This is a genomic window from Arachnia propionica (genome assembly GCF_037055325.1).
Taxonomy (GTDB): Bacteria; Actinomycetota; Actinomycetes; order Propionibacteriales; family Propionibacteriaceae; genus Arachnia.
Window position 1 is genome coordinate 976,893 of sequence record NZ_CP146373.1, and the last position, 17,681, is coordinate 994,573.

Below are 17,681 nucleotides of genomic sequence, written 5' to 3' on the forward strand. Positions count from 1 at the left end.
AATTATAACGACGATCGTTATAAACGGTCGAAACGGCTACAGCCCAAGGAACCTCCCGAACTCCTCGCACGCCAGCTCGGCCCGTTGCAGGGTGGGCATCTCGCAGAAGATTCGCAGGAGCGGCTCGGTTCCGGAGAACCTGGCGATGACCCAGCCGTCCTCGAAGTAGACCTTGCACCCATCCCGGTATGAGACCTCACGAACGTTCTCCGAGAATTCCGGCAGCAGGCGGTCCTCCATGAGGACTCTCAAGATCTCTGGTTTGCGTTCCGGATCGAACGCGAAATCGGTCTCTGCCATGTGGCGGGGAGCGAACTGTCCCGTGATCTCCTCGTAGATCTCACTCATGGGTTTGCCGACCACAGCCAGCATCTCCACAAGCAGGGTTGCGGCGTAGATCCCATCCTTGCCGGAGATGTGTCCCCTGACGGTGAGGCCACCGGAAGACTCACCACCGATGATCGCGTCGACTTCGAGCATCTTCCCCGACACCCACTTGAACCCAACGGGAACCTCGTAGCACTCCTGCCCGAATCGGTGGGCCACGTCATCGAGCAGCGATGTGGTGGCCACATTGCGGACCACAGGACCCCGCCATCCCTTGTACTTGAGAAGGTAGTAATAGAGGATCACCAGAAGCTGGTTCGGGTGCAGAAAGTTTCCCTTGTCATCGATAACCCCGAGTCGGTCGGCGTCGCCATCGGTCGCTATCCCAAGAGCGCAGCCATTGTCCACCACATAGCGCTTCAGCGACTCCAAAGAAGCGCTGTTGGGAGATGGCATGCGCCCCCCGAACAGCGTGTCGTGACGGTCATGAATGACGTCTACCTCGCAGCGGGCCGTCATAAGGATGGTTTGCAGCGAAGTGCGAGAGACCCCGAACATCGGGTCCAGTGCGATCTTCAGGTCGGCACGGCGGATGGCCTCCATGTCCACCTGCTCGATGATCGAGTCGATGTAGCCGTTGAACGGATTGATTTGGCGGACCAGACCTCGCGCAACTGCCTTCTCGTAGGGCACCTGTCCGATCCGCGTCTCACGGATGCCCTCAAGTTTCGTCATGCGGTCCTCAAGGTCGCGTGTCACCACCTCGTCGGCATCCCTGCCGCCCGCCGTGAACACCTTGATCCCGTTGTAGAGGGCAGGATTGTGGGACGCCGTTATGGCCATGCCGTAGGGCAGCCCGAGGTTCTTGACAGTCCACATGATCAAAGGTGTTGGCGCTTGGGCGATCCTGATCACCCGACACACCACTCCTTCTCCTGCGAACACCTCTGCCGCCCATGTGGCGGCGACATCGGAAAGGAACCGCCGGTCGTACCCGATCACGATCCCCTGGTCCTGGGTAGCCTCCTCCTTAATACGTTGCGCGAGCGCTCCGCACAGCAGCCTCACGTTGCTGCGGGTGAATTCGTCACCGATGATCGCCCGCCAGCCACCGGTACCGAAGTTGATGCGCGCCATGGCATGGCCCTTTCCTGCTCCTAGGATGCATCCAACCTAGACAGCTTCAGTCAACTAGCTGCTCAATTCTGCGCAACATTTGCACAAAACGCACAGTTTGCTCATTCAAAATGGTCAAGAACTGATTCTTCACGCCAAGGTGATGAGTTCGGCATAGTCATCACTCCACAGGTCCTCGACCCCATCCGGCAGGACCAGCACCCGGTCCGGTTCCAGGGCCTCAACCGCCCCCGGATCGTGGGTGACGAGCACGACGGCCCCCGAGTAAGAGCGCAGGGCGGATAGTACCTCCGCCCGAGAGGCCGGGTCGAGGTTGTTCGTCGGTTCGTCGAGCAGCAGTACGTTGGAGGCGGAGACGACCAGCATGGCCAATGCCAAACGAGTTTTCTCCCCGCCGGAGAGCACCCTCGCGGGCTTGTCCACATCATCACCGCTGAACAGGAAGGAGCCGAGCACTTTGCGCACCTCCACGTCTCCCATGTCGGGGGACGCTGAAACCATGTTCTCCAGCACTGTTCTTCCGGTATCGAGGGTTTCGTGTTCCTGCGCGTAGTAGCCGAGCCGGGCTCCGTGCCCCAGGACCCGCTCCCCTACATCGGGCTCCTCCAGCCCGGCGAGAAGCCGCAGCATCGTGGTCTTTCCGGCGCCGTTCAATCCGAGGATGACCACTTTGGAGCCCTTGTCAATGGCGAGATCGACAGCGGTGAACACCTCTAGCGAGCCGTATGCTTTCGAGAGATCGTGAGCCATCAACGGGGTCTTACCGCAGGGTGCCGGGTCGGGAAAACGGATCCGAGCCACCTTGTCGTGCTCCCGTTCTCCCTCGATACCGGACAACAGTTTCTCGGCGCGTTTGGCCATGTTCTGAGCAGCAACTGCCTTGGTGGCTTTGGCTCGCATCCGATCTGCCTGGGCCATCAGCTGCGACGCCTTGCGCTCCGCATTCAGGCGTTCCCTCTTGCGACGCTTCTCGTCGGTCTCCCGTTGCTGCAGATAGCGTTTCCAATCCATCGCATAGAGATCCAGTTCGGCGCGGTTGGCGTCCAGGTGGAACACCTTGTTCACGACCGCTTCGAGCAGACCGACGTCGTGACTAATCACCACCAAACCGCCTCCGAAGCCCTGCAGATAGCCCTTCAACCAGGTTATGGAATCCGCATCGAGATGGTTGGTGGGCTCATCCAGCAGGAGGGTGTCGGCGTCGGAGAACAGGATCCGGGCCAGCTCAATCCGACGCCGCTGACCACCCGAGAGGGTATAGAGCGGTTGCCCGAGGACACGCTCCGGAAGCCCAAGGTTGGCGGCGATCCGAGCCGCTTCCGCCTCGGCCGCGTATCCCCCCGCCGACAGCAACGCATTCTCGGCCCGGGCGTAGGCAGCCATGGCCTTCTCCCGCGCCATTCCCTGCGAAGAGCTCATCTCCTGCTCGGCCCGCCTGAGACGCACCATCACCTGGTCCAGCCCGCGCGCACCCAGTATCCGGTCACGCGCAAGCTGCTCCGGCTCCCCCGAGCGGGGATCCTGCGGCAGGTAACCGATCTGCCCAGAGCGGGTGACGACACCAGCCGCTGGTAGCCCTTCTCCAGCAAGTATGCGGGTCAAGGTCGTCTTCCCGGCACCGTTACGACCCACCAATCCGATGCGATCCCCCGCGGCGACCTGGAAACTGACCGGGGACAACAGGAGCCGCGCACCCGCACGTACCTCCACTTCCTTGACCTGCAGCACGTCGGCGAATTCTACCTTCCTGCTGCTGAGGACATGATCTGATCACCCGCCCGTTGCGCATATGGTCCCAGGGATCTGGCACCATGAAGAGAGGCCATCGTGGATGGCTTTCCCAGCTGAGTCAGGAGTTAGAACATGGGTTTCATCAAGGCCTTCACGGGCGCCCTCGGTGGTGTCTTCGCCGATCAATGGCTGGACTTCCTCACGGTCCCCAGCGGCATCAGCCCGACGGCTGCGTTCTTTCCTGCCGTCCATGAGGGAAGGAACGCGGGACGCGGTGCCAACACCAAGGGCTCGGAAAATCTCATCAGCAACGGCTCAAAGATTGTGGTTCCCGACGGTTACGGACTCGTCACCTTCCAGGACGGGAGGATCACCGGTTTCGTAGCTGAGTCTGGAGGGTTCGAGTTCCGCGGCCAGGACCCCTCCTCCCAGTCGGTTTTCGCCGGCGACGGGGTCTTCGGCCAGGTTATCCACAACACATGGGAGCGCATCAAGTTCGGTGGCCGACCGAACGCGATGCAGCAGGCCTTCTTCATCAATCTCAAGGAGATCCCGGACAACCGCTTCGGCACCCAGTCCGAGATCTATTGGGATGACGCCTATCTCGGGGCACAGGTGGGGGCGATCACCCGTGGCAGCTATACGCTGCGAATCATTGATCCCCTGCTGTTCATCTCCACAGTCATCCCCGGCGCTACCATCGCGAACAACCAAGTCTTCGATTTCGCTGATTTCGACAACCCCGTCACCGATCAGCTTTTCACCGAAGTTGTATCCAGCCTGGGCGCCGCCTTCTCGAAGTACACGAACGATCCTGGACGCGAGAATCGCATCACGCGACTACAGCAGGATTCCGTCGGGTTCGCGAAATCCCTCAGCGAGGCCGTCGAAGAGAACTACCAGTGGCGTTCCGGGCGTGGCCTTCTCATTGAACGGGTCGCTTTGGCAGCCATCGAGTACGACGAGGACACCCGAGCGCTGCTCTCTGACGTGAAGAAGGCGGACGCGTTGCGTGGAGACCGGGGCGCTTCCTTCATGCAGCAGTCCGTGGCACGTGGAATCCAGTCCGCAGGCGAGACCGGAGGCGGTCAGGGACTGGTCGGCATGGGCGTCGGGGTTCCCATGATGGGTGGAATGATGGGTAGCTTCCAGCAGCCGGCGCAACAGCCCGCACCGGCACAAACCGCACAGCCTGAACAGACAGCACCTCACGAGGATCCCGTCACGAAACTGAAGCAGATGAAAGAGCTGCTCGACGCCGGGGTGGTCTCCCAGGAGGAGTTCGACACGCTGAAGAAGCGGCTGCTCGGGCTGTAAGAGAGCACCAATACCATGACAGCCTCCGGAAGCGGCGGCCAGGGCTGGGAGCAGCAACCCTGGCCACCCGGGGTTCCCCCACAACAACCACACGGCTACCCGCCATCGCAACAACCCACCGGGTACCCCCAGGCTCAGCAACCCTGGGCCGGGTACCCCCCGCAACCGCAACAACCGGTCGTTCTCCCACCTCAGCAGGTCCCCCATCCGCTGAGCGAGAACCCGTACGCCAACCTGGGCCATGTCACGGCATCGCCCAGTGTTCCCACGGCCCCGGGACAGCCCGGGGAGCCAGCACCTCTGCAGCAGGACTCCCAGGAACCAGCATCCGAACCCCAGGTGATCGAGCTTCCTGACGACGGTCGTACCGGAGTGATGATCAAGTGCCCCAACTGCGGAGGCACGGACATCCGTTACATCGTCGAGGTCCGTGCCATGGTCTGCGCGAACTGCCGGTCCCGCTACAACGAGCCCCGTTTGGAGGACCAGGTCGACCTGACCGGCGGGATCCAGGAGCTAGAGGGCACCGTGGTGACCCACTCTTCGCAGGATCTGGCCGAGCAGAACATGGTCACCTTGAAATGCAGCGGCTGCGGCGCCGAGGTGGTCATCGATGTACACGAAACCGTGCAGGTGCGCTGTCACTGGTGCCGTAGCTATCTCTCCCCCAACGCCAGGATCAGCAATGGTGCGGCACCTGATGCCGTAGCCCCATTCCTGGTACTTCAGCACGACGCCGTCGAGATCATCCGTGGATTCGTGGAGCAGCGGAAGTTCTACGCCCACCCCAAGTTCAAGCAGGAGTTCGCGCCTGAAAACGTGGTCGGTGTCTATCTTCCCTACTTTGTCTTCGATGGACAGGCCCATGCCGATCTGACAGGTCAAGGCGAGGTGCAGACCGGAAGCTGGACCGAGAAACATGGGGATTCCTGGGAGACCTACTATTCGGCAGATATCTACAACGTGGCACGAAGTTTTGACATGAGCGTCGACGATCTGCTGCTGGAGTCCAACCGGGAACGCGGAAACATGGCCGATCCATCGCAGACGAACAACATCATCAATGCGATCCTGCCCTTCAACGTCAAGGACGCCTTACGCTACAACCCGAACTATCTTCGAGGCTTCACGAGTGAACGGCGCGACGTGAACATCACCGAGATGGACCACGCCGTCTGGGACCACCTACTCAGCATCGCCCGCGCAAAAGGGGAGAACATGGTGGACAGGTACGACCGAGGTGTCCGCTGGGATTCCGAACACGTCGATCTCCAAGGTTCGCGCTGGGTGACGGTCTACCTGCCTGTGTGGTTGTACTCCTACTACCAGCCCGATCTCAGGTTGAAGCATTTCGTGGCGGTCAACGGTCAGAACGGCAACGTGATGGGGTCGGTGCCCATCAACCGGACATTGCTGTACCTGATAACCTTCCTGATTTTCGTCATCGGCACCGCAATCGGGCTGGTGCTGTTCGTGGCAACCTTGTGATGGGAGCGGACATGTCCTTCTGGATGGTTCTGTTGGAACGCTCGTCCTCAGGAAATTTCCGGTTTATCCTGTTGGCGCTGGGGCCAGTCGCAGCCATCGCTTTCTACGGCTACGTCATGTCGCGATACAGGAACGCCGACAAGTCCTATCAGTTCGAGAGAACCACCCGCGTCGACCTCCAGGACGTCCAGGGGTCGGACACCTACTTCGACTCCATCGGTCGCACGCAGGACAAGCACGTGCCGGGCCACGAATACTCCAGAGACCCGAGGAACCGGCTGCGGCCCCAGTGACCGCGCCCTGCGTCAAATGCCGGCCAGGAAATCGAGAATGGCCTTGTTCCACTGATCTGCGTGGGAGACGTTGATTCCGTGCGGCCCGCCCTCGATGACGACCAGTTGCGCCTGCGGAACGTACTCGGGCACACGGGCGCTGGATTTTGCCAGTGGCACGTTCTGGTCCCCGTCCCCGTGAATCACCAGCAATGGAACGTCGATGCGGCGGCAGTCCTCGCGCAGGTCCTCGGTCCAAGCGAGAATGGTCGCGACCGCGGCGTGCGGGGCCGATTGCTGGGCGATCTCAACCGCGCGGCGCCGCACCTCCTCGGGAACGGTGAGTCCTTGATCGTTGCTGTAGAACCACCCGCAGAACTGGTCGACGAAACCGGCGTGGTCGGCGGCGCAGGCGTCCGCCAGTTCCTGGAATCCCTCACGGGGCATGGCGCCGTCGGGATTGTCCTTGGTGATGCACAGGGCCGGGCAGATGGACCCGGACAGGATCGCCGCGCCGACACGCCCTGATCCGCGCGTCGCCAAGTAACGTGCTACCTCACCGCCGCCCATGGAGAACCCGAGCAGGGCCACATCATGCAGATCGAGTCCGGTAAGCAGGGCGTCCAGGTCGGCTGCCAAGGTGTCGTAGTCGTAGCCGTCGCGGGGTTTCCCGGACTGACCGAATCCGCGCCGGTCGTAGGTGATCACACGGTATCCGGCGGCTGCGAACACCGTGGCGTTGTCGGCAAAGGCGGCCCCGGACAGCGGCCAGCCGTGGATCATCACGATGGGTCGCCCGGATCCGATGTCGGTGTAGTTCAGGTTCACTCGGTCGGGTGTGGTCAGCTTCGGCATCCTGGTCCTCCAATCATCGGCTTTCCCCGAGACTACTCGACGTCCTCCCGGAACGACTCCGGCCCCGGTTTCAACGGGGCCGGAGTGGGTTCAGTGCGACATCACTTCTTCTCGTCCCGGAACTTCGCCTTCAGCGCGTTGAAACGTTCCTGTATCTTGTCGAGGCGTTCCTGCGCCTTCTCCTGGCGTTCCTGGCGCTTCTGGTCCCGCAGGGCCTTCCGCGCGGCCTCGGCTGCCGCCTCAGCGGCCTGCTGCTGGGCCTCGATCTCACTGATGACCTCGGCGACGGGCCGCCTCACCAGGACACCGTCCACGCTGGCCGCGAAAGCGTCGAGCGCCGCGGTGCCGTCCTCCGTCACCTGGGCCAGGATCGCGTTGCCGCCCGGGGACACGGTCCTGGCGAAGTCGGAGACGATGTCGTCCCCGAACTCAAGGCGGCTGGCGTCGACGAACGAACCGGCCAGCGCCCCGGCTCCCAGGCCGAGGAGCATACCCAGCGGCCCGCCGAGCACGCCGACGAGCATCCCGACCAGCGATCCGCCGGTGGTGGCGGCGCCGGTCTCGCGATCCACCCCGTCAGCGACCCGGACCTGGCCGTTCTCGTCGCGTTCGACGACGACGGCCGCGCCCAGGTGGAATCCGGGAGCGTTCCTGAGTTTGCTGAACGCCTCGTAGGTGCCGCTGTGGGTTGGGACGGTCAAAACGACAATGCTTTCGGACATGCGTCCTCCTGTTCACTCCCCGCGATCGAATCGCAACAGCCGGATCTCGGCCGCAAGCGGGTGTTTCGACGCTACCCGGGGGAAGGCCCGGTCCGGTCCAGGCGCGCCGGACCTCAGAGGTTGTAGCCGATGGCACGCAGCTGTTCGCGGCCGTCCTCGGTGATCATTTCCAGGGTCCACGGCGGCAGCCACACCCAGTTGATGGTCACCGAGTTCGCGAGGCCTTCGAGCGCGTATTTGGTGTCGTACTCGATGCGATCGGTCAGCGGGCAGGTGGGTGATGTGAGGGTCATGTCGAGGGTGACGTTGGCCTCCTCGTCCACGGTGACCCCGTAGAGCAGACCGAGGTCGACGACGTTGACCATCAGCTCGGGATCGACGACGTCCTTCATCGCCTCCTCGACCTCCTCCTCGGTGGGGATCGGAGGGGTCGGGTTGTCGTCGGGGAGTTCGTCCTTGACCAGATCTGAAGGACGTGGGTCCGGGGTGTACATCAGTTCTCCTTTGCTGAGGCCTGGTTGACGGCGTCCCTCAGGGCCGACCAGGCGAGCAGGGCGCACTTGACGCGTGCGGGGAACTTCGAGACGCCTGCGAAAGCGATGGCGTCCTCGAAGCGGTCCTCGTCGGGGGTGATTGCCCCCTTGGAGTGCATCATCTCCAGGAATTCATCGTAGAGTCCGGAGAAATGATCGATGTCCTGGCCGATCACGAGATCGCCCAGGACCGATGTGGAGGCCTGTGAGATGGAGCAGCCCTCGCCGTCGTAGGACATGTCGGCGATCGTGTCGCCGTCCAGGTGGACGCGCAGGGTCAGCTCATCCCCGCAGGACGGGTTGACGTGATGTACCTCGACCTCGTACGGCTCCCGCAGCCCACTGTGATGCTTCTCGCGGTAGTGGTCGAGGATGATCGTCTGATAGAGCTCGTCGAGGTTCATCGTGCTCCAAAATAGTCGCGGGTAAACACCAGCGCATCCGCCAGTGCGTCGATCTCCTCCCAGGTCGTGTACAGGTAGGCCGATGCCCGGGTGGAACTCTGGTGACCAAGTCTCCTGTGCAACGGCCTGGCGCAGTGGTGCCCACCCCTGATAGCGATGCCGCGGGAGTCTAGCACCTGCATGACGTCATGCGGGTGGATGCCCTGCAGGTTGAACGAGCACGCCGATCCACGTTCAACAGCCTCCGCCGGTCCTAGCAACACCAGCCCGTCGATGCTGGTCAGCTTGGCAAGCATGTACTCGGTCAATTCGTGTTCGTGGGCGGCGATGGCGTCCATCCCGATCCCCTGCAGGTACCTGATGGCGGAAGCGAGCCCTGCTGCTTGGGCGATCGGCGGGGTGCCGGCTTCAAACCGGTGGGGCGGGTCCGCGTAGGTGGAGTGGGTCATCTCAACCACCTCGATCATCTCCCCCCCTCCGAGGAAGGGAGGCAGCGACTCCAGGAGCTCTCCCCTGCCCCACAGCACACCGATGCCGGTCGGACCGCACATCTTGTGTCCGGTGAAGGCCACCAGGTCAGCTCCGAGCTTGGTGACATCAATGCTCTGGTGAGGTGCCGACTGGGACGCGTCAACCACCATCACTGCCCCGACCGCATGAGCCTTGGCGGCGATATCGTCCACCGGGTTGCGGGTACCCAGCACGTTGCTCACGTGGGTGACGGAGACCACCTTGGTACGTTCGTTGATCAGTCCGTCGCGTTCGGCGGCCTCGAGATCGAGCCGGCCCTCGTCGGTGACGTCGAACCAGCGGAGCACCGCCCCGGTCCGTTCACACACCAGCTGCCAGGGAACAATGTTCGAGTGATGTTCCATGACGGAGATCACCACTTCGTCGCCGGGGATCAGCCGAGCGGCCACGGTGTTGGCCACTAGGTTGAGTGCCTCGGATGCGTTCCTGGTGAAAATCACCTCCTCCGGCGCCGCGGCACCGATGAAGGATGCCACCAGAGCCCGTGCTCCCTCGTAGGCCTCGGTGGCCTCGGCGCCGAGCACGTGCATCGCGCGCGCCACGTTGGCGTTGTGCTGCAGGTAGTGCTCGGCGATCGCGTCGACGACCACCCGGGGTTTCTGGGATGTGTTGGCCGAATCCAGGTAAACCAGAGAATGCTCCCCTACCGTACGACCCAGGATGGGAAAATCCCGTCGAATCGTTTCGACGTCAAAGGTCATTTCGGTCCTCTCCTTCCTCGGCTACCGTTGCCTGCCCTGGCGACTCAGGCGTTGGCGCTTGCCGCCTTGACGTAGGCCTCGTAGCCCTCGGCCTCGAGTTTGTCGGCCAGTTCACGTCCGCCCTGGTCAACGATGCGTCCATCGACGAAAACGTGAACGAAGGTGGGTTCGATGTAGCGCAGGATGCGGGTGTAGTGGGTGATGAGCATCACAGCCCGATCTCCTTGGGCCGAGTAGCGGTTGACCCCTTCTGAGACGATACGCAGGGCGTCGATGTCAAGGCCGGAGTCAGTCTCGTCGAGAATGGCGGCCTTGGGGTTGAGAAGCTCCAGCTGGGCGATCTCGTGACGTTTCTTCTCACCACCCGAGAAGCCCTCGTTGACGGAGCGCGCGGAGAAGGAACTGTCCAGGTTCATGCCGTTCAGGACTTTCTCCACGTCCTTGACCCAGGTGCGGATCTTGGGGGCCTCGCCGTCGAGAGCGGTCTTGGCGGTACGGAGGAAGTTCGCCACGGACACCCCTGGCACCTCGACGGGATACTGCATCGCCAGGAACAGGCCCTGTCGGGCGCGTTCGTCGACGGTGAGGTCAGTCAGCTCCACTCCATCGAGGGTCACGGACCCGGATGTGATCTCATACTTGGGGTGCCCCGCGATGGAGTAAGCGAGGGTGGACTTCCCGGAACCGTTGGGGCCCATGATCGCGTGCACTTCACCGGAGTTCACGGTGAGGTCCACACCCTTGAGGATCTGTTTGGGCCCCTCCTCGGTCAGGACGTCGACATGGAGGTCGGAGATGACGAGATTGGACATGGTTTTCAGGACTCCTGGAATTCGGTGATGGGGTGGTCGAGATCGACCAGCACCTGCTGATCCTCGATCTGGACCGGGTAGACATTGACGGGTTCCGTAGCTGGCAGGCAGAGGGCGCGACCGTTTCGCAGATCAAAACGGGAGCCATGGAGGTAGCACTCTATCGAGCCATCCTCGACGTCCCCGTCGCTCAGGGGGACGTGCCCGTGACTGCAGAGATTGTGGATGGCGAAGTATTCGCCCCGGTGAAACACGATGGCGATCTCGTGCTCGTCGACGGCGAGCGGGACCTCGGGGATCAGCTCGTCGAGGGTGGCAACAGCGACGAAGCTCACTGAGCAGCCCTCATGGCTTCGGTCGCCATGTCAAGTTCCTTCTCCACCTGTGCCAGCAGCCTCTCTTCAACCTCGGGGACGCCGATACGCCGGATGATGTCGTTGAAGAAACCGTGCACGACGAGACGCCGGGCCTCGGCCTCCGGGATGCCGCGAGAACGCAGGTAGAAGAGCTGGAGATCATCAAAACGACCGGTGGTGGAGCTGTGACCGGCCCCCTCGATCTCGCCTGTCTCGATCTCTAGGTTGGGAACGGAATCGGCCCGGCAGCCGTCGGTGAGGACGAGGTTCTTGTTGGACTCGTAGGTTTCGATGCCTTCCGCGACCTTCCGGATCAGCACGTCACCTATCCACACCGAGTTCGCGCCCTCGCCTTGCAGCGCACCGCGATAGTCCACATTGGACCTGGTCTTCGGGGCGTTATGGTCGACGAAGAGGCGATGCTGGATGTGTTGCCCGGCATCAACAAAGTAGAGACCGTACTGCTCGAGTTCACCGCCGGGGCCCGTGAAACGGGCGTTCTCCTGGAGTCGGACCACGGCACCACCGAGTGAAGCCTGGACGGTGCGGACCCGGGCGTCACGTCCAACCTCGAGGCTGATCTGACCGCCATGGACGGCGTCTGCATCCCAGTCATTGACATACACGAGGTTCACCTCGGCTCCATCACCAACCCGAATGTCGTACTTCGCGGCGTAGGATCCGCTGCCCTTGTAATGGAACACGATGGTGGCGCGGGCATTAGCTCCGACCTCCAACACGAAGACCTCTGCCGCCTCTGCGCCGTTCCCGGTCCCGACATGGACGTCGGCTTGGTCAAGTTCAGTGTCTGCGGGAACACGCATGAGTGCCAGCTCCGCGCTGCGGGTCACCGCCAGGGCCGCGACACGGTCCACCGGAGGTTCGACAGCGAGGTCCTGCAGCGCGCTCATGGGCATGACTGTGAACTCCACACCAGCAGGGGTTTCCCCCTCCCAGTCGAGTCCGGGAAGCACATCACCCTCGGCCAACAGCCCGGTGAGACGCTTCAGCGGAGTGAAGCGCCAGATCTCTTCCGTACCTGTCGGCTTCGGATGATCGGCGATGTCCCACGACGGGGTGGGGTGAAGGTGAGATGCGACGGTCTCGACGGCTCCGATCCCGTTCGCTGCTGCAGTGGTGCTCAACTTTTCTTCCTCTTGTCCGTTTCGTTTCGGGGCCGACATCAGCCGACCGCACCTTCCATCTGCAGCTCGATGAGCCGGTTGAGTTCCAGGGCGTATTCCATGGGGAGTTCCTTGGCGATGGGCTCGACGAAACCACGCACGATCATGGCCATCGCCTCATCCTCCTCCATGCCTCGGGACATGAGGTAGAACAGCTGGTCATCGGAGACCTTGGAGACGGTCGCCTCGTGGGCCATGGAGACATCGTCCTCACGAACGTCCACGTAGGGATAGGTGTCGGAACGAGAAATGGTGTCCACCAGAAGCGCGTCGCACTTCACCGAGGATGCGGAGTGGTGCGCCCCCGCATCGACTTTGACCAAACCGCGGTACGACGCGCGGCCACCGCCACGGGCGACCGACTTCGAGATGATCGACGAGGATGTGTGGGGAGCGCAGTGCACCATCTTGGAACCGGCGTCCTGGTGCTGCCCCTCGCCGGCGAAGGCGATCGACAGGGTCTCACCTCGGGCGTGCTCGCCCATGAGGTAGACGGCCGGGTACTTCATGGTCACCTTGGAACCGATGTTGCCGTCGATCCACTCCATGGTGGCGCCCTCTTCGCAGACGGCACGTTTGGTCACCAGGTTGTAGACGTTGTTGGACCAGTTCTGGATCGTCGTGTAGCGGCAGCGAGCGCCCTTCTTGATGATGATCTCCACCACCGCCGAGTGCAGCGAGTCGGAGGAGTAGATGGGGGCGGTGCAGCCCTCGACGTAGTGCACGTAGGCATCCTCGTCGACGATGATCAGAGTCCGTTCGAACTGGCCCATGTTCTCGGTGTTGATCCGGAAATAGGCCTGCAACGGGATGGAAACGTGAACTCCCTTGGGCACGTACACGAAGGATCCGCCGGACCAGACGGCGGTGTTCAGTGCCGCGAACTTGTTGTCACCTGCCGGGATGATGCTGGCGAAGTGTTCCTTGAACAGCTCGGGATGTTCCTTGAGGGCGGTGTCCGTGTCGAGGAAGATCACGCCCTGCCGTTCCAGTTCCTGATTGATGTTGTGGTAGACCACCTCGGACTCGTACTGAGCCGCGACCCCCGCCACGAGACGGGCCTTCTCCGCCTCGGGGATGCCGAGCCTGTCATAGGTGTTTTTGATGTCCTCGGGCAGGTCCTCCCAGGTCTGCGCCTGACGCTCTGTGGAGCGGACGAAGTACTTGATGTTGTCGAAGTCGATGTCGTCCAGGTCGCCCCCCCACGATGGCATGGGTTTCTTGCCGAACAACCTGAGGGCCTTCAGGCGCAGGTCCCGCATCCAATCGGGCTCGCCCTTCAGCTCGGAGATGTGTCTGACCACGGCCTCGTTGAGGCCTCGCTGGGCGGCGGAACCGGCGGCATCGGAATCATGCCAGCCATACTGGTAGCCGCTGAGGGCTTCCAGGTGCTCGTCCTGCGTGGCTCCCACTCCGGGAGCCTGCGACGTGGTCGTCATATGGTCACTTCCTGATCTTGCTCGGTATGACTGGGTTGGGAACGTGGGTGGTACACACCCCGTCCCCGTGTGCAATGGTTGCAAGCCGTTGAACATGGCTGCCCAACAACCGCGAGAACAGCTGGGTCTCGACCTCGCAGAGCTGAGGGAACTCGGCCGCGACATGCGCCACCGGACAGTGGTGCTGACACAGCTGGTCGCCTGAACGAACCGGCTTGACAGAGGGCGCATAGGTGGATCCCAAGGCCTCGGTGAGCAACTCGATCGGGGCACGATCGGGATGAGCCGCACGCAATTCGTTGAAACGCGCCTCGATCTCGTCGACACGTTCCGAGGCCAGGTCGACCATGGCCTGTGGTCCGGCGGCTTCGATCAGCCGCCGAATGGCCACTATGGCCAGTTCGTCGTAGGCCTGATGGAACTCGGACCGGCCAGCGTCCGTGAGGAAGAACACCTTGGATGGACGACCCCGGCCACGCGCACCGTAGATCCGTTGCTCGCGCGATCCCAGGATTCCTTCTTCCAGAAGAACGGACAAATGGCGACGGATAGCTGCTGGAGTCAGGGCCAGTCGTTCGGCGAGTTCTCGCGCCGTTGATGGCCCGTGCTCCAGGACGGAGCGAACCACCCGTTCCCGGGTGGAGTTGTCTGCTTCCTGCGTGGCTGCGCTCATGACACCCTCCTCCCAGCGATTTTGCACACGTCAGTCTTTCGGAATCTGACAAGCGTAGCAAGCTAGGAAAGCCTAACCAGTACCCCGCCAACGCGTTTCCACCCCCAGCAGGAGTCTCCGCTCCCGCACACGGCCGCATCGGTTATTGGGGATCACAGGAGCGCCCGAGCAGAGTACTCCAACAACATCAGCAGGAGTACCGCAATGGATTGGGACGGCATCTGGTCTCCGTGGCGATCCTGAGGCCAGGAGCCAGCCAACCAGCCTCCCGAAGGGTGAGCAATTTCTCGACCACCCTGTCCCGCAACATGATGGGCGAGATGGTATTGAGATAGATCTTGGTGGCTCCTTCGAAACCAGCGAGGGTGGAAACCCGCCACTTGAGCATCACTCTCCAGGGCATCGGAAGAACGACATCGATCGGTCGGTGGTGCCATTCCTCGTTGCAGGCCACGTCGTTGCCTGTTGCCGCGTGCATGGCGTGGATCAAATCCGACATGCCACGCACTTCTTCGGGAGACTGCTCCCACGGGTTGGAGAACTCGGAACAGGAGTAGATCTCCAAGGTCGGATATCGGTGACCAAACCCTGCGAAGGCAACTGCATAATCGTTTTCAGCGACGATCAGATTGTGATACCCCGCGTAGTTCGGCCCCACTTCGTTGAACAGGTTGGGGTCCTGCCTCAGCCGGGCGAGCGCCACCTCGTGCTGAACTCCTCGTTCGTCAATGGCTACGAGTTGTTTGTGCAGGTGGTCGAAGGAAGCACCCGCCGGTTTCAGCCAGTTCTGGAAAACAGTCACATAGCGGGCATAGCGATTGTTCTCATAGCTACGACGCAACGAATCGATCGTGAAAGCGATAAATTTTTCGTGCTCCTCAGGGGTCAGAGCACCGGAGCCGGCGAGCTGTGTGTCGTCAACCGCTGCATCGATGAAGTGTCTTCTGGCGACGATCACGTCGTGGCCGCCGCCGAAGAAACCGGATGTCGCATCCAAAAGTTGTGCCTGCGTCATCGCGGCCACCTGACTGGTGTCGCACCCAGAGGCCCGCAACTTCGTCTCGGTGACCCGCAACAGATGTTCCAGTCCCTCGCGGGATGCCAGATAGGCCCGTTGACGCCGGGCCACGGACTCCGGAAGCTCAAAACCGTAGTTGGAGCGCCAGTAGTCGAAACTTAGGATCTCGAACAGGTTCGGAATACAACGAAATTCGGCCGTCGTGGTGAACAATTTCTCGGCGGGAAGCTCCAGCAACGTTTCCCAGCCATCATCAGAGCGCACCACACGCGCCTTCTCCGGCGGGGTCTCCAGGTAGCGCTGTTCACAGAAGGCGCAGTACGTCCCTCGGGCTCCCTCATCGATAGGCCGGGGTGTGGAACCTTGGATGCCGAGAGGACGATTTCCCCGCCCCGGCACGGTCCACACCTCGGTTCCGGTGAGCGGTCCGATCTGTTTCACCGTTCCGTCGGCCATGGTGGACAGATACTCGGGTTGCCTGACGTAGGGCTGCATAACGACACCGTAGATCATCGCCGGGCCCGGCTCCCCTCCACACCGGTTTTTCCACCTCACGAACAAACCAACGTAGGGCGGGTGGGGCAGCAATACTTCAGGCACCAGCCGTCTCAAGCTACCTCCCGGGGCGACGACAACCGGTATGGTCGGAATCGTGACCAGCAGCAACCCGCTCCATGATCCCCGAGACCGGCGACTGCCAAAGATTGCAGGTCCCTGTGTACTGGTGCTCTTCGGCGTCACTGGCGACCTCTCCCGGAAGAAACTGATGCCGGCCGTCTATGACCTGGCGAATCGTGGCCTGCTGCCACCCGGTTTCGGGTTGGTAGGTTTCGCACGACGTGATTGGGCCGACCAAGACTTTGCGAAGGTTGTTCACGACGCCGTCAAGGAGAACGCCCGAACCCGTTTCCGCGAGGAAGTCTGGGAGCAGCTACTGGAAGGCATCCGGTTCGTACCGGGCACGTTCGACTCCGATGAGGCCTTTCACCGGCTCCGCACCACTCTTGAAGAACTCGACCAAGCCCGCGGCACAGGCGGCAATCACGCCTTCTACCTGTCGATTCCGCCGTCGAACTTCGAGCAGGTGGTCTCCCAGCTCAAACGGAACGCCATCACCTGTGATGACACAAGCACCTGGAACCGGGTCGTGATCGAGAAACCCTTCGGCCACGACCTGCGTTCGGCCCGCGAACTGAACAACGTCGTCAGCCAGCTCTTCTCCCCCCACGAGGTGTTCCGAATCGATCATTATCTGGGCAAGGAGACGGTTCAAAACATGCTCGCGATGCGTTTCGCCAACGAGCTGTTCGAGCCCTTCTGGAACCGCAACTACGTCTCCCACGTGGAGATCACCATGGCCGAGGACATCGGCATCGGTGGCCGTGCCGGATACTACGACGGCATCGGAGCAGCCCGCGACGTCATCCAGAATCATCTATTGCAACTGCTCGCCCTGACCGCCATGGAGGAGCCGACCAGTTTCGAGGCCTCACAACTGCGCACAGAGAAAACCAAGGTACTGGCGGCCGCCCAGGTTTCCCCCAACTATGCCGCTCACACGGCCCGCGGCCAGTACGCCGCCGGGTGGCAGGGTGGCCGCCTGGTTCGTGGCTACCTGGAAGAGGATGGCGTTTCCCCGGATTCCCACACCGAGACCTACGCGGCAATACGGGTTGACGTAGACAATCGCCGCTGGGCAGGAGTGCCTTTCTACCTGCGAGCCGCCAAACGCATGCCGAGACGGGTCACGGAGGTCGCCCTCGTGCTGAAACAGGCGCCTCACCTGCCCTTCCCGAAAACCGAAACTGCAGCTCTGGGACGGAATGCCCTAGTGATGCGTATTCAACCCGATGAGGGCGTCACCCTCCGTTTCGGCGCCAAAGTGCCGGGAACGCAGATGGAGATCCGTGACGTCTCCATGGACTTCGTCTACGGGGGTTCTTTCACCGAGACCTCTCCAGAGGCCTACGAGCGCCTGATTCTGGACGTGCTGCTGGGTGATCCTCCCCTGTTTCCGCAGCATGAAGAGGTGGAACTCGGCTGGAAGATCCTGGATCCGGTTCTCGACTACTGGGCTTCACTGCCAACCCAACCAGATCCCTACCCGGCGGGCACCTGGGGCCCTGCCAGCGCAGTCGAGATGCTGGCCCGTGACGGCAACGCCTGGCGTAGGCCGTAGAG

At 62.0% G+C, this 17,681-nt stretch carries 17 protein-coding genes; 4 read left to right on the plus strand and 13 right to left on the minus strand.

The window, feature by feature from the left end; all coding sequences use genetic code 11:
- Positions 1-36: 36 nt before the first annotated feature.
- Positions 37-1,464, minus strand: a complete 1,428-nt coding sequence (locus V7R84_RS04565) for a phosphoglucomutase/phosphomannomutase family protein (protein ID WP_338572494.1) — start codon at positions 1,462-1,464, stop codon at positions 37-39.
- Between the two features lie 129 nt (positions 1,465-1,593).
- Positions 1,594-3,192: an ABC-F family ATP-binding cassette domain-containing protein gene (locus V7R84_RS04570; RefSeq protein WP_338572497.1), complete on the minus strand. Its 1,599-nt coding sequence runs from the start codon at positions 3,190-3,192 to the stop codon at positions 1,594-1,596.
- Between the two features lie 135 nt (positions 3,193-3,327).
- On the opposite strand from V7R84_RS04570, the gene V7R84_RS04575 reads away from it, so the two are divergent.
- Genes V7R84_RS04575 through V7R84_RS04585 form a run of 3 tightly spaced genes read left to right on the plus strand, consistent with a single transcriptional unit; the run spans position 3,328 to position 6,293 of the window.
- Positions 3,328-4,512: an SPFH domain-containing protein gene (locus V7R84_RS04575; RefSeq protein WP_338572500.1), complete on the plus strand. Its 1,185-nt coding sequence runs from the start codon at positions 3,328-3,330 to the stop codon at positions 4,510-4,512.
- Between the two features lie 15 nt (positions 4,513-4,527).
- On the plus strand, positions 4,528-6,000 hold the full coding sequence (locus V7R84_RS04580) for a hypothetical protein (protein ID WP_338572503.1): 1,473 nt from the start codon (positions 4,528-4,530) through the stop codon (positions 5,998-6,000).
- 11 nt (positions 6,001-6,011) lie between these two features.
- Positions 6,012-6,293, plus strand: a complete 282-nt coding sequence (locus V7R84_RS04585; RefSeq protein WP_338572506.1) for a hypothetical protein — start codon at positions 6,012-6,014, stop codon at positions 6,291-6,293.
- 12 nt (positions 6,294-6,305) lie between these two features.
- Here the strand turns inward: V7R84_RS04585 and V7R84_RS04590 are convergent, their stop codons facing one another.
- The 11 genes from V7R84_RS04590 to V7R84_RS04640 form a co-directional block, all read right to left on the minus strand.
- Positions 6,306-7,127, minus strand: a complete 822-nt coding sequence (locus V7R84_RS04590) for an alpha/beta hydrolase (RefSeq protein WP_338572509.1) — start codon at positions 7,125-7,127, stop codon at positions 6,306-6,308.
- Positions 7,128-7,228: 101 nt separating this feature from the next.
- Positions 7,229-7,849 (minus strand): DUF1269 domain-containing protein, encoded by a 621-nt coding sequence (locus tag V7R84_RS04595; protein WP_338572513.1) that lies wholly within the window; start codon positions 7,847-7,849, stop codon positions 7,229-7,231.
- A 113-nt stretch (positions 7,850-7,962) separates the two neighbouring features.
- Entirely contained in the window at positions 7,963-8,343 is a 381-nt protein-coding gene (locus V7R84_RS04600; RefSeq protein ID WP_338572516.1) for a metal-sulfur cluster assembly factor, read from the minus strand.
- Entirely contained in the window at positions 8,343-8,786 is a 444-nt protein-coding gene (gene sufU, locus V7R84_RS04605) for a Fe-S cluster assembly sulfur transfer protein SufU (protein WP_338572518.1), read from the minus strand. Before sufU ends, V7R84_RS04600 begins: the two co-directional genes overlap by 1 nt.
- Complete coding sequence (locus tag V7R84_RS04610; protein WP_338572521.1) at positions 8,783-10,018, minus strand: cysteine desulfurase; 1,236 nt, start codon at positions 10,016-10,018, stop codon at positions 8,783-8,785. Before V7R84_RS04610 ends, sufU begins: the two co-directional genes overlap by 4 nt.
- A gap of 44 nt (positions 10,019-10,062) precedes the next feature.
- A complete protein-coding gene (gene sufC, locus V7R84_RS04615) occupies positions 10,063-10,830 on the minus strand; it encodes a Fe-S cluster assembly ATPase SufC (protein ID WP_338572524.1) in 768 nt (255 codons plus the stop codon).
- A 5-nt stretch (positions 10,831-10,835) separates the two neighbouring features.
- Positions 10,836-11,165 (minus strand): non-heme iron oxygenase ferredoxin subunit, encoded by a 330-nt coding sequence (locus V7R84_RS04620; protein WP_338572527.1) that lies wholly within the window; start codon positions 11,163-11,165, stop codon positions 10,836-10,838.
- Positions 11,162-12,370, minus strand: coding sequence for a Fe-S cluster assembly protein SufD (gene sufD, locus V7R84_RS04625; RefSeq protein ID WP_338572529.1), 1,209 nt, complete (start codon positions 12,368-12,370; stop codon positions 11,162-11,164). The genes V7R84_RS04620 and sufD overlap by 4 nt, the downstream gene beginning before the upstream one ends.
- A complete protein-coding gene (sufB, locus tag V7R84_RS04630; protein WP_338572530.1) occupies positions 12,370-13,809 on the minus strand; it encodes a Fe-S cluster assembly protein SufB in 1,440 nt (479 codons plus the stop codon). Before sufB ends, sufD begins: the two co-directional genes overlap by 1 nt.
- 4 nt (positions 13,810-13,813) lie before the next feature.
- Entirely contained in the window at positions 13,814-14,482 is a 669-nt protein-coding gene (locus V7R84_RS04635) for a helix-turn-helix transcriptional regulator (protein WP_338572533.1), read from the minus strand.
- Positions 14,483-14,669: 187 nt separating this feature from the next.
- A complete protein-coding gene (locus V7R84_RS04640; RefSeq protein WP_338572536.1) occupies positions 14,670-16,013 on the minus strand; it encodes a DUF4921 family protein in 1,344 nt (447 codons plus the stop codon).
- A gap of 127 nt (positions 16,014-16,140) precedes the next feature.
- Between V7R84_RS04640 and zwf the strand changes: the two genes are divergently transcribed.
- Positions 16,141-17,679, plus strand: a complete 1,539-nt coding sequence (gene zwf / locus V7R84_RS04645) for a glucose-6-phosphate dehydrogenase (RefSeq protein WP_338572539.1) — start codon at positions 16,141-16,143, stop codon at positions 17,677-17,679.
- Positions 17,680-17,681: the final 2 nt, after the last annotated feature.

Bases quoted from the DNA above. Each gene is read 5' to 3' on its own strand.
- V7R84_RS04585 (WP_338572506.1), top strand. From the start codon at position 6,012: ATGTCCTTCTGGATGGTTCTGTTGGAACGCTCGTCCTCAGGAAATTTC.
- V7R84_RS04575 (WP_338572500.1), top strand. From the start codon at position 3,328: ATGGGTTTCATCAAGGCCTTCACGGGCGCCCTCGGTGGTGTCTTCGCC.
- V7R84_RS04610 (WP_338572521.1), bottom strand. From the start codon at position 10,018: ATGACCTTTGACGTCGAAACGATTCGACGGGATTTTCCCATCCTGGGT.
- sufC (WP_338572524.1), bottom strand. From the start codon at position 10,830: ATGTCCAATCTCGTCATCTCCGACCTCCATGTCGACGTCCTGACCGAG.
- V7R84_RS04595 (WP_338572513.1), bottom strand. From the start codon at position 7,849: ATGTCCGAAAGCATTGTCGTTTTGACCGTCCCAACCCACAGCGGCACC.
- V7R84_RS04590 (WP_338572509.1), bottom strand. From the start codon at position 7,127: ATGCCGAAGCTGACCACACCCGACCGAGTGAACCTGAACTACACCGAC.
- sufU (WP_338572518.1), bottom strand. From the start codon at position 8,786: ATGAACCTCGACGAGCTCTATCAGACGATCATCCTCGACCACTACCGC.
- V7R84_RS04635 (WP_338572533.1), bottom strand. From the start codon at position 14,482: ATGAGCGCAGCCACGCAGGAAGCAGACAACTCCACCCGGGAACGGGTG.
- sufD (WP_338572529.1), bottom strand. From the start codon at position 12,370: ATGTCGGCCCCGAAACGAAACGGACAAGAGGAAGAAAAGTTGAGCACC.
- V7R84_RS04580 (WP_338572503.1), top strand. From the start codon at position 4,528: ATGACAGCCTCCGGAAGCGGCGGCCAGGGCTGGGAGCAGCAACCCTGG.
- V7R84_RS04640 (WP_338572536.1), bottom strand. From the start codon at position 16,013: ATGATCTACGGTGTCGTTATGCAGCCCTACGTCAGGCAACCCGAGTAT.
- zwf (WP_338572539.1), top strand. From the start codon at position 16,141: ATGGTCGGAATCGTGACCAGCAGCAACCCGCTCCATGATCCCCGAGAC.
- V7R84_RS04600 (WP_338572516.1), bottom strand. From the start codon at position 8,343: ATGTACACCCCGGACCCACGTCCTTCAGATCTGGTCAAGGACGAACTC.
- sufB (WP_338572530.1), bottom strand. From the start codon at position 13,809: ATGACGACCACGTCGCAGGCTCCCGGAGTGGGAGCCACGCAGGACGAG.
- V7R84_RS04565 (WP_338572494.1), bottom strand. From the start codon at position 1,464: ATGGCGCGCATCAACTTCGGTACCGGTGGCTGGCGGGCGATCATCGGT.